12 protein-coding genes and 2 pseudogenes are annotated in these 15,541 nt (G+C 35.2%); 7 read left to right on the forward strand and 7 right to left on the reverse strand.

Annotated features, from left to right (window positions below; genetic code table 11):
- The first annotated feature begins 306 nt into the window (after positions 1–306).
- Both AC0NJG_RS14840 and AC0NJG_RS14845 read left to right on the forward strand, forming a co-directional pair.
- Positions 307–678 (forward strand): annotated as a pseudogene (locus AC0NJG_RS14840) (MarR family transcriptional regulator).
- Between the two features lie 225 nt (positions 679–903).
- Positions 904–1,782, forward strand: coding sequence for a LysR family transcriptional regulator (locus AC0NJG_RS14845; protein ID WP_087953203.1), 879 nt, complete (start codon positions 904–906; stop codon positions 1,780–1,782).
- A 428-nt stretch (positions 1,783–2,210) separates the two neighbouring features.
- On the opposite strand, the gene AC0NJG_RS14850 is transcribed toward AC0NJG_RS14845, so the two are convergent.
- The 4 genes from AC0NJG_RS14850 to ycaC form a co-directional block, all read right to left on the reverse strand.
- Positions 2,211–4,046 (reverse strand): amidohydrolase, encoded by a 1,836-nt coding sequence (locus AC0NJG_RS14850; RefSeq protein WP_140421242.1) that lies wholly within the window; start codon positions 4,044–4,046, stop codon positions 2,211–2,213.
- A 13-nt stretch (positions 4,047–4,059) separates the two neighbouring features.
- Positions 4,060–4,653, reverse strand: a complete 594-nt coding sequence (locus tag AC0NJG_RS14855; protein WP_087953205.1) for an antibiotic biosynthesis monooxygenase — start codon at positions 4,651–4,653, stop codon at positions 4,060–4,062.
- Positions 4,650–5,294 (reverse strand): hydrolase, encoded by a 645-nt coding sequence (locus tag AC0NJG_RS14860; protein ID WP_000067162.1) that lies wholly within the window; start codon positions 5,292–5,294, stop codon positions 4,650–4,652. The genes AC0NJG_RS14855 and AC0NJG_RS14860 overlap by 4 nt, the downstream gene beginning before the upstream one ends.
- Before the next feature lie 164 nt (positions 5,295–5,458).
- A complete protein-coding gene (ycaC, locus tag AC0NJG_RS14865; protein WP_087953206.1) occupies positions 5,459–6,103 on the reverse strand; it encodes an isochorismate family cysteine hydrolase YcaC in 645 nt (214 codons plus the stop codon).
- 473 nt (positions 6,104–6,576) lie between these two features.
- On the opposite strand from ycaC, the gene AC0NJG_RS14870 reads away from it, so the two are divergent.
- The 3 genes and pseudogenes from AC0NJG_RS14870 to AC0NJG_RS14880 form a co-directional block, all read left to right on the forward strand.
- Positions 6,577–7,413, forward strand: coding sequence for an alpha/beta fold hydrolase (locus AC0NJG_RS14870; protein ID WP_087953207.1), 837 nt, complete (start codon positions 6,577–6,579; stop codon positions 7,411–7,413).
- A 601-nt stretch (positions 7,414–8,014) separates the two neighbouring features.
- Positions 8,015–9,604 carry a bifunctional metallophosphatase/5'-nucleotidase gene (locus AC0NJG_RS14875; RefSeq protein WP_087953208.1) on the forward strand — a complete coding sequence of 530 codons (1,590 nt, stop codon included), beginning with the start codon at positions 8,015–8,017 and terminating at the stop codon, positions 9,602–9,604.
- A 130-nt stretch (positions 9,605–9,734) separates the two neighbouring features.
- Positions 9,735–9,872 (forward strand): annotated as a pseudogene (locus AC0NJG_RS14880) (D-alanyl-D-alanine carboxypeptidase family protein); the annotation flags it as partial.
- Between the two features lie 205 nt (positions 9,873–10,077).
- On the opposite strand, the gene AC0NJG_RS14885 reads toward AC0NJG_RS14880, so the two are convergent.
- Both AC0NJG_RS14885 and AC0NJG_RS14890 read right to left on the reverse strand, forming a co-directional pair.
- Positions 10,078–10,497 (reverse strand): DUF1259 domain-containing protein, encoded by a 420-nt coding sequence (locus AC0NJG_RS14885; RefSeq protein WP_071725910.1) that lies wholly within the window; start codon positions 10,495–10,497, stop codon positions 10,078–10,080.
- 827 nt (positions 10,498–11,324) lie between these two features.
- Positions 11,325–11,951, reverse strand: a complete 627-nt coding sequence (locus AC0NJG_RS14890) for a chloramphenicol phosphotransferase CPT family protein (RefSeq protein WP_087953209.1) — start codon at positions 11,949–11,951, stop codon at positions 11,325–11,327.
- Positions 11,952–12,457: 506 nt separating this feature from the next.
- On the opposite strand from AC0NJG_RS14890, the gene AC0NJG_RS14895 reads away from it, so the two are divergent.
- Together AC0NJG_RS14895 and AC0NJG_RS14900 are read left to right on the forward strand one after the other, a co-directional pair.
- Entirely contained in the window at positions 12,458–13,723 is a 1,266-nt protein-coding gene (locus tag AC0NJG_RS14895; protein ID WP_087997123.1) for a Y-family DNA polymerase, read from the forward strand.
- Complete coding sequence (locus AC0NJG_RS14900; RefSeq protein WP_143881275.1) at positions 13,720–14,061, forward strand: YolD-like family protein; 342 nt, start codon at positions 13,720–13,722, stop codon at positions 14,059–14,061. The genes AC0NJG_RS14895 and AC0NJG_RS14900 overlap by 4 nt, the downstream gene beginning before the upstream one ends.
- A gap of 77 nt (positions 14,062–14,138) precedes the next feature.
- Here AC0NJG_RS14900 and AC0NJG_RS14905 read toward each other — a convergent pair whose 3' ends face one another.
- Positions 14,139–15,272, reverse strand: a complete 1,134-nt coding sequence (locus tag AC0NJG_RS14905) for a zinc-dependent alcohol dehydrogenase (protein ID WP_087997124.1) — start codon at positions 15,270–15,272, stop codon at positions 14,139–14,141.
- Between the last annotated feature and the right edge of the window lie 269 nt (positions 15,273–15,541).

Raw genomic sequence — 15,541 nt, forward strand, 5'->3', positions numbered from 1 at the left:
AGGAGAGCTCTAATCTTTTTTAAAAACTATCTTATACATGTGTAGACTCACCGTGTAAAATTTGTCCGGATTCTATTTAGAATATGACAAAAGAGAACTTGCGTTAGAAAACAAGCTCTCTTTAAAAGAAATAACGTAATTGAGATACTTATATAGTAACAATTGTTTTCTTTTAATTCCATATTTCTTATGTTGAGAAATAAATTATAAGTGGCTTGATAAAGCTAAAATGAATGATTGACATAATATTTTGACGATAATATAATGAATCTCGAATTCAAGATAAGTTGTAAAGGATTGGTAATTGTGAGCGTGATTAACGATGAGAGCTTATCTTTAAAGTTATTTGTTATATTATCAAGGGAATTACAGCCAATCACTAAACATATTGAAAAGGATTAAAAAGATTTATGGACTTAATCCAACTGAATTTGCATTGCTTGAGCTACTATACAGTAAAGCTGATTAGCTTATAAAAAAATGGGGGACAAAATATTACTTGCAAGTTTTTGTATCACGTATGCATCAATTACTTCAGAAAGTACTGAATTGGTGATACTAATTTTTCCTCAGCATAAAGAGGGGATGCGGCAAATATTTGGTAGTTTGAACTATATTGAGAAAAAAATGATAATGAAACAGTTGAAAAAGTTAGGATATTACGCACAGAAATTGTAAGGTTTTAGAGGTTATTTCTGTTTAGTAATATCCTAATTAAATATAAATTAAATAAATAGGAGGGAAAATTAATAAATAGTAGTAAATGTATTGTAGTACAAAATAAAGAAATTATGTAATTGCAATTGATATAGTAGGAAAGATAGTTGTTATGCATAACGTATACATATTGTCCTTTTCATTATAAATCTTTCATAAAGCGGAGAGTGGGAGTGGGTATCAAGAATGGAATTACGTCATTTAGAGTATTTTATTCAAGTTTGTAATAATAATAGCTTTACTAAAGCTGCGGAAGTTCTAGGTATTTCACAGCCGACTTTAAGTCAACAAATCCGTGTGTTAGAAGGTGAACTTGATACACCTTTGTTTCATCGAGTTGGAAGAGGTATCAAAATGACAGAAGCGGGTAAGCTGCTATTTGATAAAGGAAAATTTATCATGCAACAATTTGATGACGTTTATAATGAAATTTTTGAATTAAAGGGTGTAAAAAGAGGTGTGATTACTATAGGAGGTTTATTAGAGGATCTCACTTATTTAACACCTTATATTATGAAGTTTCAACATCAGTATCCCAACATCGTTGTAAAAATTATAGAGTCCGAAGTTGCGGTAAATCAAATCGTTGACAAAAATATTGATATAGGCATCACGCGTAGTTCTCAAATTCCAGACACATTAACAAGTACCCTTTTGTATAGCGAAGAGCTCGTCCTTGTCATTCCAAAAAATCATCCTTTGAATGAAACATCGTTTGTTTCTTTTCGAGAATTAGTAGGACTGAGTAGAATAATGGTTGCATGTAGTTGTCGTGAATCTATTAAAATATATTGTGAGAGTTTAGGGTTATCTTTATCTGAAGCAAATATAGAAACAAAATCTTCTATTTCTCTATTGAGCCTTGTATATAATGGACATGGGGTTGCCATAATACCTCTTTCGCTGGTTGACTTCGTTAATAATGATACCTTGAGCATAGTTCGTATTATTGATCCGACACCAAGGCAAGATATTAATCTTATTCATTTTGATGATAAATTTTTAAGTTTTGCAGCACGTATCTTTATGCAGAAGTTAAATGAACCTGAAAAGGTATTAGTATAATAATGATTATAGTGTGAGAATTAAAAATGATACATAATTCTTAGAATAAGACCTAAATTACAGTCAAAGGGCAAGTAGATTTATCCCGCTTTAACAGGCAGTAAGACCTCCACCTCAAAATTCAGCGGAAGCAAAGAAGTTAGTTGGGGGATTAACTGTCCGTAAAAGTCCGATTGGTGAGGGCTGATTAAAGTTTCACTTTATATGTGTGGTGTAGTCGCTTCAAAAGGGAATACCATGGACTTTTATTTAAGGGAAAAGGGCAGACTTTGCAAGGAGAGAAGGCTGTTAAAAACAAGTCAAGTTAATCAATAATTTCTTCGGTCTCATCGCATAGTAATAGATTCTATTAGGGATATACTGCTATTTCTTTCTACATATCCTTATTGTATAAAGAAAACCACCGGCATTATACCGGTGGTTTTGACTTAGAAAGCAAAGCAAGTACAACCAATACCCCATTTAGTTCCATCTGTTCCTATTATGGTATGAGTGTGTTGATGGAGAGGGTTACTACAACTATGTAACTTGTTATCATGGGAATCGTGAGAAAGAATCGTGTGGGCTAGGTTAGCACCACCATAACCATAAACTCCTGTCGGTGACCAATCAGGTGATGCTGGCGGTAATTCAGGTGATAAATTTTTATATTCATCATCGCCATAAACAACCTGTCCACCCATAATGGTGAGTAATGATTCAAGGTCTTTAATTTCTTCTTCTGGCACAGTAAAGTAGTCAGAAGACAATACAGCAATATCAGCAAACTGACCTACTGCAAGAGTTCCCTTTTTACCTTCATCACCAGAGAACCACGCACTTCCTTTTGAATATAATTCCAGGGCTACTTTTCTATCAAGTTTATTTTTTTCATCGTATATGGAAAGCCCACCAATGGTTTTTCCGGCAACCATCCAGTAAAGAGCAACCCAAGGGTTATAGCTGGAAACTCTAGTTGCATCACTACCAGCGCCAACAGGTATACCTAGGTCTAACATACGGTAAATCGGGGGAGTACGCTTTGCAGCTTCTTTTCCGTATAAATCAACAAAGTATTCACCTTGAAAAGCCATGCGGTCTTGGATGGCAATACCGCCATTTAAAGCCTTAACACGTTCCATACTACGATCTGAGATTGTTTCTGCATGGTCAAACCACCATCGTAGACCATTAAAAGGAATTTCTTTGTTAACTTCTTCAAATACATTTAAGAAACGTGTTATTGATTCGTCATAAGTTGCATGTAAACGGAATGGCCAACGGTTTTCTACCAATAGAGAAATTACTTTCTTTAAGTCAGCTTCCATCATCGTAGCTAGTTCGGGCTGTGGCATTTGAAATTTTTCAAAATCAGCTGCAGAGAATACTAACATTTCTCCGGCACCATTCATTTTATACTTATCATTTCCTTGACCTGGAGAAACAATTTTTGTCCATGAAGCAAAGTCTTCATATTCATGATTAGGATTTTGCGTAAATAGATTATAAGCAATACGTAAAGTTAATTGTTCCTTCTCGGCTAAATGTTCAACAACTCTGTAGTCGTCAGGATAATTTTGGAAACCGCCACCTGCGTCAATGGCACTTGTAATACCTAATCGATTTAATTCGCGCATAAAATGGCGAGTTGAGTTAATCTGGTCGTCAAAATTAAGTATGGGAGCTTTACCCAAACTTGAATAAAGAATAGAAGCGTTAGGATTCGCAATTAAAAGGCCCGTTGGATTACCTCGTTTATCTCGCTCAATTAAACAACCTGGAGGGTCTGGAGTATCTTTTGTGTATCCCAGTGCACGAAGCCCTGCACGATTTACAAGTGCTCTATCGTAAAGATGTAGCACAAAGACAGGTGTGTCTTCGGAAACAGCATTAATCTCTTCCAAAGTTGGCATCCGTCTCTCTTTAAATTGAAATTCAGACCAACCTCCAACTACTCTTACCCACTGAGGAGCAGGAGTACGCCTTGCCTGTTCTTTGAGCATTTCAAGAGCAATGGCAATTGAAGGCACACCTTCCCAACGTAATTCCATATTATAATGAAGACCGCCACGAATAACGTGTATATGAGAGTCATTCAGGCCTGGAATAGCTCTTTTTCTTTTAAGGTCTATTTTTTTTGTTTTTTCTGTGGCACTATTAAGAAGCTCATCTCCACCTACTGCAGTTATTAAACCATCAGTTATGGCGATAGCAGATACCTCAGGTTGAGAGGGATCAAGGGTAGTAATTTTTCCGTTATATAAAATCATATCCGGTACATTCATATTCACACCTCGTCTACTTCTTATTATTTTGTAACCATGGATGAAATAATTTACCGAAAATCGGCATAACTACCCATGATAGCAAGGACACTATACATACAGAAACAAAAAAAGCCGACATAATAGGATTCATATGTTTTATAATAGGTCCTATCAATTTAGGAACTAACATGCTAAGAGGCCATACACCCAGAAGGGTAACGATAGACATTTTCCATTTTGGCGGTGGAACTGGTGTTTTCGGAGTAACAAACCAATAAGCCAAACTGCTTTCAGTTTTGTAAGTTGGATTAGTAGCTTGAAATTGTTCTGCTGTTTTTAACAAATCTCGGCGAACATCTGATTCTTGCCAAGCACGTAGATGCTCATACGTATCAAAGCGAAAAATAACAGTATACTCTCTGGATTCGTTATTGGGGACTATTAGGTTTACGCCTAAATGCCCTGGGAATTTAGTAGCGGCAGCTTCGATTTCATGTCTCCATGTTTCAAACTGTTTTTCTTTCCCTTGTTGAATTTCCCATGTAACAATCGTTGTTACTGGATTAGCAGCATCCATCGCGTTCCCTGTATAAGTCTCTTCGACAGCTACTCCTTCTTGTTTCATATTTTCCTGCTTGGAAGCGCGCCATGCACCATAGTATATGCGTATTCTACACCTTGACCATAAGCACCAGTGTGTTCCTTTACAATCTCCATTACAGCATCATAAGTGTCTTTATGTGCCCAGTCACGTTGGTATTCAAGTAAAACTTGAATGGCTGTCACTGGAATTGCACCAGCTTGCTCTACACGACGCATAGCAGCGTTATGTGCTGTCAAACTAGTACCACCTGAAGCATCATCAACTGCATACACCTCATAGCCAGCTTTAATTGCTTCAAGCACAGGGAATGCAAGGCAAACTTCAGTCCAAAGTGCTGCAAATATCAATTTCTTTCTACCTGTTGCTTTAACTGCCTCAACAAATTTTGGATCTTCCCAAGAGTTCATTGAACTGCGTTCTATAATTTCATGGTTTGGGAATATGTCAAGAATTTGTGGCCAAAAATAACCAGAAAAGCTACGTGTCTCAACTGTAGTAAGAATAGTAGGTACGTTAAAAGTTTTTGCTGATTTAGCAAGCAACATAACGTTATTAATCAATGTTTGTCTATCAATGCTTGCAACTCCAAAAGTCATTTGAGGTTGAAAATCAATTAAAATTAATGCACTGTTCTCCGGATTTAACAATTCTAAATTACTCATAATAAAACGCTCCTTTTTAAATTGTTTATTGAAAGTAATGTATCTTCTGTTAATTGAAGCTCTGCTATACTTTTTAATTTAAATTTAGTGCTGATTTAATCAGCACTAAACTTATACTATCTACTTTAAAAACAGTGATTTAAAGCTATTTCCTTGGAATACATTTATGCATTTTGTTTACTAAGATCTCGTTGAGCTCCCATATAGCTTCCAATTATATTTTGATAGCCTGGAAGATTGCTAGCAAGCAAATTGCCAAAACCTTCGACATCGTTGCGCCAATCGCGTTGTAATTCGCAAGCTACGCTAAACCAGTTCATAAGTTGCACACCACTATGTGCCATACGAGTATTTGCAGCATCTGCAACTTGTTTACTGAAAGTTCCTGAAGCATCAGTAACAGCAAATACTTCATATCCAGCTTTTATAGCGGAAAGTGCCGGAAAAGCAACACAAACGTCCGTAACTACGCCCGCGATGATAAGTTGCTTTTTTCCAGTTTCTTCGATTGCTTTTACAAAATCATCATTATCCCATGCGTTAATTTGTCCAGGTCGAGCTATTTTTTGTGCGTGAGGAAAGAGATCAATCAATTCTTGCATTAAAGGTCCGTTAGGTCCATTTTCAAAGCTTGTTGTTAAAATAACTGGTAAATCAAAAAACTTAGCAGTGTGAGCAAGAGCTAAAACATTGTTCTTGAATTCATCAACACCATAGTCACGTACTAGTCCGGACATAAGACCAGTTTGATGATCTACTAAAAGCACGACAGCATCATCTTTGTTAATACGAGAATAGAGATCAGTCATTATGTATTCCTCCTAAAAATTAAGTAATCGAAGAAAATTTAAATAGTCGAATACTATCATAAATTTCTTCGTTTATAACTAAGCTGACCAATAATATTGGTTATAGCAGCATTCACAGAACATGAAGCGCTATACAAATTTATAATATTTGAAAACTGATTCGTTAATCAATTCTAAATTATCTATAATTTGCATAGGTCGTAACTATAGTTGTTTCACTGTAAAATAGATTGATTTTACCTATACATTCTATAGATAGAACGATATTGATAGTCACCTATTTTTGTTATTAGAATTGAACAGGAGGGGTATTCAGCAAATACTTCGTGATGAAAAAGGTAGGAGATGGGGGTCCATAAACAGAAAATGAATTCATCGGAACAGTAGAGTTCACACTATAAATAAGCATAAATAGGTTATGAGATTTATCCGGATTATTGAAGAAAAGGATATATATTAAAGGAGGTAGGACAATGGCAAAAATTACTGTAGGAACCGAAAACCAAGCACCAATTGAGATATATTATGAGGATTATGGTATAGGAAAACCAGTTGTACTTATTCATGGTTGGCCGTTAAGTGGTCGATCTTGGGAATACCAAGTTCCCGCTCTTGTTGAGGCTGGATACAGAGTGATAACATATGATCGTCGAGGTTTTGGAAAATCATCTCAGCCGTGGGAAGGGTATGAATATGATACCTTTACTTCTGATTTACATCAACTATTAGAACAGCTAGAGCTTCAAAATGTCACACTTGTTGGTTTTTCTATGGGTGGAGGCGAAGTAGCCCGGTATATTGGGAAATATGGAACCAATAGAGTAGAGAAGGCTGTATTTGCAGGAGCTGTACCACCATACCTTTACAAGTCAGCAGATCATCCTGAGGGTGTATTAGATGATGTAGCAATTCAAGAATTTGAAAATGGAGTAAAAAGTGATCGCCTAGCATTCCTTGATGAGTTTACGAAAGGATTTTTTGCTGCTGGAGATCGAACTGACTTAGTTAGTGAACCATTTCGACTTTACAATAGGGATATCGCTGCGGGGGCATCACCTAAAGGAACGCTAGATTGTATCGCTGCTTTCAGCAAAACAGACTTCAGAGGCGATTTAGCCAAGATTAATATACCTACCCTTGTTATTCACGGTGATTCAGATGCAACTGTACCATATGAATATAGTGGGAAATTAACACATGAAGCAATTCCTAATTCTAAAGTAGCGTTAATAAAGGGTGGTCCACATGGGCTAAATGCAACACATCCTAAAGAATTTAATGAAGCACTCCTATTATTTTTAAAGGACTGATTACAACTATATAATTGTTAATTGATAAATTATAAACAAGTAAAAATAAAGCTTTATAAAAGATGCTCTTGGATAAATCCAGGAGCATCTTTTTGAATGCAGCGTAGTACACCACTGTAATCAATTTAAAGAATCAAAATCTTCTATAACGAAATTTATGTTCATTTTTAAATGGTGATATTGAGTTAGGTTTATAAATCTCCATTAGTTTCGGATTGAATATGCTTCTTAACAGCTAACATGTATGGATTAGAGTTTTTTAGTCTCTTAGAAGTATTGTTATATTACTATCAAGATAATATTTTGAATAATTCTCAAAACAAAGAAATGTACATGTTCTTGTTTGTGTAGTGAAGTTTCATAAGTTGAGAGAGGGTCTTTATATCCTAATCCAAAAGTGTAGACTACAGCCTACGAATAATCATCTCCTCTTAAAATTGTTGTTTTACATCTTCAAATTTTTGAAGAAGAAGTGTTTTGTTGGGAAATGATAAAATCTTATTAATTTTTATAATTAGTAGAATTTTTATAGAAATAATCCTCTTAATATATTAAAATAACATTGTATTATGTAAGATTTTAATTAGGGGAGAGAAATTTTATGTTGAAAAAAATCATTCCAGTTGCTTTAGCAATAAGTACAGTTACTTTTACTAGTGTATTCGCTGTGCCTTCAGCCCAAGCAAGTACAGAACCAAACCGCTACATAGATGTACAAATGCTCGGTATTAACGATTTTCATGGGCAACTAGACACAGTAAAAAAAATTAACAATAAAGATGCAGGGGGAATCGAGTACTTAGGGGCTTATTTACGTGATCGTGAAAAACAAAATCCGAATACATTAAAAGTACATGCTGGCGATGTTGTTGGAGCAAGTACTCCTGTTTCAGCATTATTACAAGACGAACCTACCATTGAATTTCTAAATGATTTGAAATTTGATGTTGGAACGATAGGAAATCATGAATTTGATGAAGGTGTTGAAGAAATGAACCGCCTTATTTATGGTGGATACCATGAGAAAACAGGGAAATTTAAAGGAGCAAAATTCCCATATGTTGCCGCAAATTTCTATAATAAATCCACTGGTCGTTTATTTTTACCACCATTCACTATAAAAAAGGTACAAGGAGTTCCTGTTGGATTTATCGGAGTCGTAACAACGGATGTGCCTAACCTTGTTATGCCTACTATGCTAAAGAATGTAGAAATTACAGATGAAGTTGAAGCTATTAACAAATCCGTAAAGCAATTAAAAAAACTAGGCGTTAAATCTATCGTTGTTCTTGCACATAACGGGGGGACAACAGATGGGAACGGCGTAACAAATGGTGATATCGTCCGATTAGCAAATGAGACTGATCCAGAAGTCGATGTTATTTTTGGTGGGCATAGCCACACTTATGTAAATGGAACTGTTAATAATAAACTTGTCGTACAAGCAAATTCTTACGGTATGGCTTTTGCTGATGTTGATGTAAAGATTGATCGTAAAACACAAGATATTGTTGAGAAAAAAGCAGAAATTGTTACAACTTACCATGAAGGCATGGAGCCTGATAAAAAAATAAAGAAGAAGATGGAGAAATATCAAGCAAAAATCGCACCTCTTGTTAATGAAGTTGTAGGTAAGTCTATTGCTCCACTAGATCGCAAACTAAATACGGCTGGTGAATCTACTCTTGGAAATTTAGTTGCTGATGCCCAGCGTGCAACAATGCAATCTCAAATTGCACTTATGAATCCTGGTGGTATTCGTAACGACTTAGATGCTGGTGATATTACATGGGGAGAGATATATGGTATTCAACCATTCGGAAATCAATTAATAAAAGTAAAATTAACGGGTCAAGATATTCGTGATATTTTAAATCAACAATGGCAAAAAGACATAACAAGAATGCTTCAAATTTCAGGAATCCAATACACTTGGGATGCAAACAAACCTAATGGAGAAAAAGTAACAAGTATCCGCTTAACAAATGGAGAAGAAATTATTCCTTCTAAAACTTACAGCGTCGTTGCGAACGCATTTCTAGCTTCAGGTGGAGATGGATTTGTATCCTTTAAAAACGGTAAAGATGCTGAAACAGGACCAACTGATTTTGAAGCATTAGTAGATTATATAAAAAAATCAAACGAACCAATTCAGTCTATTATTGATGGAAGAATTCAAAAAATAAATTAGTTTTTTATTAATCTCAAAAACAACTAGATTACCTGTGCGCTATACTTTTTCGTGTGCAGGTAATCTATTTTTTGTGGGTTTGAAATAAAGTCTTACTGTGGACAAGGGGGATACCGTCTAGATGCAGAGTGCAGGGTTTATCATTCGTTATCCAAAGGAAAAGGAAAATATAACTGGTTATGCGTATGAGCCTTAGCATATTCGCTGTGTAGGAGATATTGCAAAAATATATAAGGAAAAACTAACTTTAGAGGAAAATATGAGGTAAGAAAGCCAAAGTGAATTGGAAACCTGTATTTTTGTTTAGGTAATAGTATTTTATAAAATAGTAGGATACTTTAGTTTAATAGATTCAAAAACTACCTATCTAAAAATTTGATAGGCAGTTTTTTTCCTTTGGGCACAAAGTGAAATAATTTTATTATGTTTGTACATGTAGAAAATGTAATGTATAAATATATTCGAAACACTAATCATTGCTCTTCATTATTAGCGATAGGATAGCTACTTAAGGACAAGAAAGAATGGGCTAACTTTTGTGCAAAGTGTAATGGAGGCTCTACCGACTGGATATGAATATACATAATTAAGGGATTCATGTACAGCCAGTGATTATGTAAAGCACTTACAATGATTCCTTGTTGTACAATTGATTTCATAAATGCAGGAATCTCTTCTTGTAGAACAGCAATTTCGCCTAAATTTAATGCATTACCATTTGGATCCAACGATTCAAAACTTACTCCGACGGGCACTACAGAAGTACTTGGTTTTCCTTGAACAAGCACCCTAAAATCGCGGTGAAAAGACACCGAGCAACCACCTTGACTTCTTTTACTTTTCCCTTTAAGTATTGTAGCAAATTGTTCACAAAGGAAATTAAAATTTTGCATAAATTCAATCCCTTTCTCGTACAAATTATGTAATTAGAGGCTCGATTGAGGAGATATAGATAAAGTGAAACTTTAATCAGTGGGGGGGTTGTTCATCCCCCACTAATTATTAGTTGAACTAATCGGGCTTTTACGGGCAGTTGATCCCCCACATAACTTCTTTGCTTCCGCTAAATTTTGAGGTGGGGGTTTTACTGCGCGTTAATGCGGGATAAACAACCTTTCTTCAACATTCAAAAAACAGGCTGTGATTTTAATGTATCCAATGTTTATTTTAAAAGAAATACACGCGATATTACTTGGATATTTAGAATTTCATTGAAGATGATTCGTGTATCAGGGTTAATAAATTTATGATTCATGATAGTCCGTTCGAGATATTGTTATAAAAAATCGATAAAGTATGCAATGATACGCTTTTAGTTTATGTAGGCTAGATAAATATGTGTCTAAATTTGAATGATAAAACTAGAAAACAACGTTGAGAAAATAACCAATATTATTTTATTTTCTATAAACGAGTACTGCTAAATAGTAATCTTTTTCGAAATGAGTGTAAAAAGACAATAAAACTATTAAATTTTAAAGCCTAAAACAAGCATAACCCCGTTCTAAATTTAGGACGGGATTAAAATATAGTTGTTTAATTTTTGATATAAGATACTTCACTGTACTCAAAAATATAACAATAAAGTCGTTTGAAAATCTAAGGTTTCTTCAACAATAGCCCCTCTAATGGAAGATTGATCTACAATATCAGAGTGAAATAATCACCTGATTCATAGAAAAAACGCGGTTTATACTGTAATCCGTACCATAACAAAGCATTAGCCAGTTCCCATGTGTTCAATTAATTGAAATGCTGTCGGAGTTGGACCATTTTCGAGCCTCAAGCGAATTAAATTAGCACAATCTTCAGGGTTTAGTACTGAAGTATCGATTTCTAAGTCATAAATACCGAGCTCATGGACGGACTCTTGCCATAGTTTTACTGGTAATGGGATTGAACCATCTTCTGAGTAACCAACTTTCCATGTCTCTATCCGTCGTTTCATAATAATTTCAATTGGACAATGTACCCCCACAAACATAACTGGCAGTCCCTTTAGTATCCGTGCACATTCGGGCAAAATTCTCCGTGGGACGGAATAATTGTCATGATGACCAACATCAACTACGATGTTTATCCCTAAACGACTGTGTGCAGCAATAGACTCATACATGGCTTTATACATAAGTATAACCAAGGGCTCAATATCGGGTCGCTCGCCACCAGGACGTAACCCAATACCTGGGTGATAGCATTCTGGGGTCATTTGCATGAACCCATCTACTCCTAAGTTCATCCACACACCTTTAAACGTGCTCTGGATTATAGTGGCGATACTAGATTTCCCAGATCTAGGAGTACCGTTCATAATAATAATTTGTCCAGGTTTATCCATTGGTAACATACAGGAATACCCCTTTCATGATTCTACCTTGTAATCGTAACTCCGATTTTCCCTTTAAAAGAATAACTTACAACTTCAAGAATGATCCTCAAGAGTCCTTTCTCATTTCACAATCTGGCCCAATTGTTGAATAACATAATAAAGTCGTTTAAAACAACTTTATTATGTTTTAAACGACTTTATTGTAAATTGAACAACTTTATTATCTCTGTACAATGAGTCTTTCTTATATAAGTATATTACTACTATGAATTAAATACAGGATTTCGTTTGAATACTAAAGAACGGGTTCTAAAATACCGTATCTATTCACGAAGAATCTAGTTGTTTCTTCTTGTATCTATTTACATTTTTCAAGAAAAAATATAGAGGTGAATTCTTTAATTTTTTCTTGAAAAATGTTCATGTGCGGTTATTTTAACCAAAATTTTCATGAAAATACCTTTTAAAAGAACATGAGTTCGTATATAATGAGAACGAACGTTCTTTTGTTAGGAGTGATAACCTTGTATGATTATTCTCTTTTACCGAATCGTATTATTTTATGTGTAGATCTTCGTAGCTTTTATGCAAGCGTATCATGTATTAAAAAAGGACTTGATCCACGATATACAAAATTGGCTGTCGTAGGAGATGTAAACCGCAGTGGATCAATCGTATTAGCAGCAACCCCGCCATTAAAAGCGTTAGGAATTAAGAAGATGGCACGGTTGTACGAAATACCGAAGCGGCCAGATATTATTATTGTGAATCCAATTATGCATACGTATATGAAATGTTCAACTTATATAACAGGCTTAGCTTTACAGTATGTTGCGCCGGAAGATTTTCATCAATATAGTATCGATGAGTTTTTCATGGATATGACTGCAAGTATTCATTTGTTTGCGAGTAATCCGCGCGAGTTTGCATTAAAGTTTAAGAGAGAAATATATGAACGTACGCGAATTGAAAGTACGATTGGTATTGGTCCGAATTTATTATTGAGTAAAGTAGCGATGGATGTGGAAGCGAAAAAGAATAAGGATGGAATAGCGCATTGGACATATGACGATATACCCGAGAAGTTATGGAGTATTAGACCGCTCAGTAAATTTTGGGGTATATCGTATAAAACAGAAATAAAATTAAATCGAAAAGGTATACATACGATCGGGGATTTAGCACAGTACCCATTGAAGTATTTAAAGCAATCCTTTGGTGTAATAGGAGAAGAATTACATTTACATAGTAATGGGATTGATTTTAGCAGAATAGCAGAGAAATATGTTCCAGCGACAACATCTATAGCAAAAAGCCAAATATTATTTCGTGATTATTCCATAGAAGAATTCATCGTTATTTTATTAGAGCATGTAGAAGAAGTTTGTTATAGGTTGAGACGAGAAAAGAAATACGCGCAAACGATTCATTTTTCAGTCGGATATAGTAAGGAATATGGAGGAGGAATAAAAAAAGCACATACGTTAAACAGAGCAACAAATTTAACGATGGATATTTATAATGCTTGTACCTATTTTTTATACGAGAGACATGCAGGAGAACCGATTCGATCAATAAGTGTTTCGCTAACTAATTTAATAAATGAAGGAGAAGAACAAATTTCGCTTTTCGATAACATTATACAGAGGGAAAAAGAAATGCGATTAACGAAGGTTATGGACGAAATTCGAACACGATTTGGTAAGAACAGTATTTTACGTGGGATTTCCTACACAAGCGTCGCAACAGCAAGATATAGAAACACATTATTAGGGGGACATAAATCGTGATGAATGCGAATATGCCAAAAGGAAGAGGGATGGTGAAGTGGCAACCGTTTGCTAGTATGCCAGAGCAGTTCGTTTGTATTAAAGAAATGATACAGGAGCAAACAAAAATCCCGCGTCCAATCTTAACGCAAGATGCAAAAGAAAGGATTGAAAATAAGCTGTTAATTTCATATTTAGGTGAGGAAGAGGTTTTACTTACATATTATAAAGATGGCTATTTATATAAAAATTACATAACAGTAGATGATATAACTCCGTTAAAAGAAACGATTACTTGTACCGATGCTTTTCATAATCAAAGAATTTTTAAGTTTGGGGATGTAATGGAAGTGGATTAGAGTATCTTTCTATGCAGTAGGTTATTTTTAGCAGTCTACTGCATAGAAAAATCAAAGATCCAGCCACATACCAATTTTCAAGGTTTCAAAATGACTTTTATACAATCGTCTTCACGATTATTAAAAATTTGATAACCGTAGCTCGCTTCTTCAAGAGGAATTTTGTGTGTAATAATCTCCTTTGGATCGAATTCTTTGTTTGTTATTTTTTTAAATAGTTCTGGCATAAAATGAATGACAGGTGCTTGTCCCATTTTCAGATTAATATTTCTAACCCAAAATGCCCCGAGTGGAAAGGCATTATAATTACCGCCATAAACACCAGTCATTTGAACCGTTCCGTATTTTCTTACGGCTTTCGTAGCAATTTGAATAGGGCCGAGAGTTCCGCCTTGTAATTTCAATTTTTGTTCCAGAAATTCTAGAGGCGATTTTTTCCCATCCATCCCCACGCAATCAATGACTACATCCGCACCGCCATGTGTGATTTCTTTTAAATGTTCTCCCATATCAGGAAATTTTGTGAACTCAAATACCTCAACATTGTTAATCTTTTTTGCATAATTTATTCGATAATCTAAGTAATCGACTGCAATTACACGTTTAGCACCTTGCATCCAAGCGAATTTTTGTGTCATTAATCCAACAGGTCCACAACCAAGGACGATAACAGTATCGCCTCGCTTAACGCCTGCGTTTATTACACTCCAATAGGCTGTTGGCAAAACATCAGATAAAAAGAGTAGAGATTCATCTTCCAGTTCGCATGATTCTGGTATAACAAATGGAGTGAAATTTCCAAAAGGAACTTTTAAATATTCTGCTTGTCCACCAGGATGGTTACCAAATTTCTCTGTGTAACCAAAATATCCACCAGAATCATAATGAGGATTGGAGTTATCACATTGACTTTCCATTTCATGTTGGCAATAGAAACAATGTCCACAAGCAACGTTAAAGGGGATCACAACACGATCTCCTTTTTTTACTTTAGTAACATCTGGACCAACTTCTTCAACAATTCCCATTGGCTCATGACCAATAATGTACCCTGGAGGTAAAGGCATGTTACCTTGATATAAATGTAAATCAGAACCGCAAATAGCAGTTGAAGTAATTCTTACAATAATATCATCTTTTTTCTCTAACTTTGCATCATCCACCTGTTTAACTTGTACTTGGTTTGGACCTTGATAGGTTACAGCTTTCATCTCGTATCTCCTTAGGAATCATTTTTCAAAATTTATCCCGCATTAACGGGCAGTAAGACCCCCACCTCAAAATTCAGCGGAAGCAAAGAAGTTAGGTGGGGGGCGGGCTGCCCGTAAAAGCCCGATTGGTGAGGGCTGATTAAAGTTTCACTTTATATGTATCTCTTGGCAAAACAGAAATCTTTATTAAAGAGGAATCTATACATAGTGTTGTTATGACAGTATGTTATAGCAACTCTTCTTTCTTATGTCTTCTGCACTATTTTAAG

This window comes from Bacillus sp. SSR7 (genome assembly GCF_055902415.1).

Bases quoted from the DNA above. Each gene is read 5' to 3' on its own strand.
- AC0NJG_RS14845 (WP_087953203.1), top strand. From the start codon at position 904: ATGGAATTACGTCATTTAGAGTATTTTATTCAAGTTTGTAATAATAAT.
- AC0NJG_RS14850 (WP_140421242.1), bottom strand. From the start codon at position 4,046: ATGAATGTACCGGATATGATTTTATATAACGGAAAAATTACTACCCTT.
- AC0NJG_RS14855 (WP_087953205.1), bottom strand. From the start codon at position 4,653: ATGAAACAAGAAGGAGTAGCTGTCGAAGAGACTTATACAGGGAACGCG.
- AC0NJG_RS14860 (WP_000067162.1), bottom strand. From the start codon at position 5,294: ATGAGTAATTTAGAATTGTTAAATCCGGAGAACAGTGCATTAATTTTA.
- ycaC (WP_087953206.1), bottom strand. From the start codon at position 6,103: ATGACTGATCTCTATTCTCGTATTAACAAAGATGATGCTGTCGTGCTT.
- AC0NJG_RS14870 (WP_087953207.1), top strand. From the start codon at position 6,577: ATGGCAAAAATTACTGTAGGAACCGAAAACCAAGCACCAATTGAGATA.
- AC0NJG_RS14875 (WP_087953208.1), top strand. From the start codon at position 8,015: ATGTTGAAAAAAATCATTCCAGTTGCTTTAGCAATAAGTACAGTTACT.
- AC0NJG_RS14885 (WP_071725910.1), bottom strand. From the start codon at position 10,497: ATGCAAAATTTTAATTTCCTTTGTGAACAATTTGCTACAATACTTAAA.
- AC0NJG_RS14890 (WP_087953209.1), bottom strand. From the start codon at position 11,951: ATGTTACCAATGGATAAACCTGGACAAATTATTATTATGAACGGTACT.
- AC0NJG_RS14905 (WP_087997124.1), bottom strand. From the start codon at position 15,272: ATGAAAGCTGTAACCTATCAAGGTCCAAACCAAGTACAAGTTAAACAG.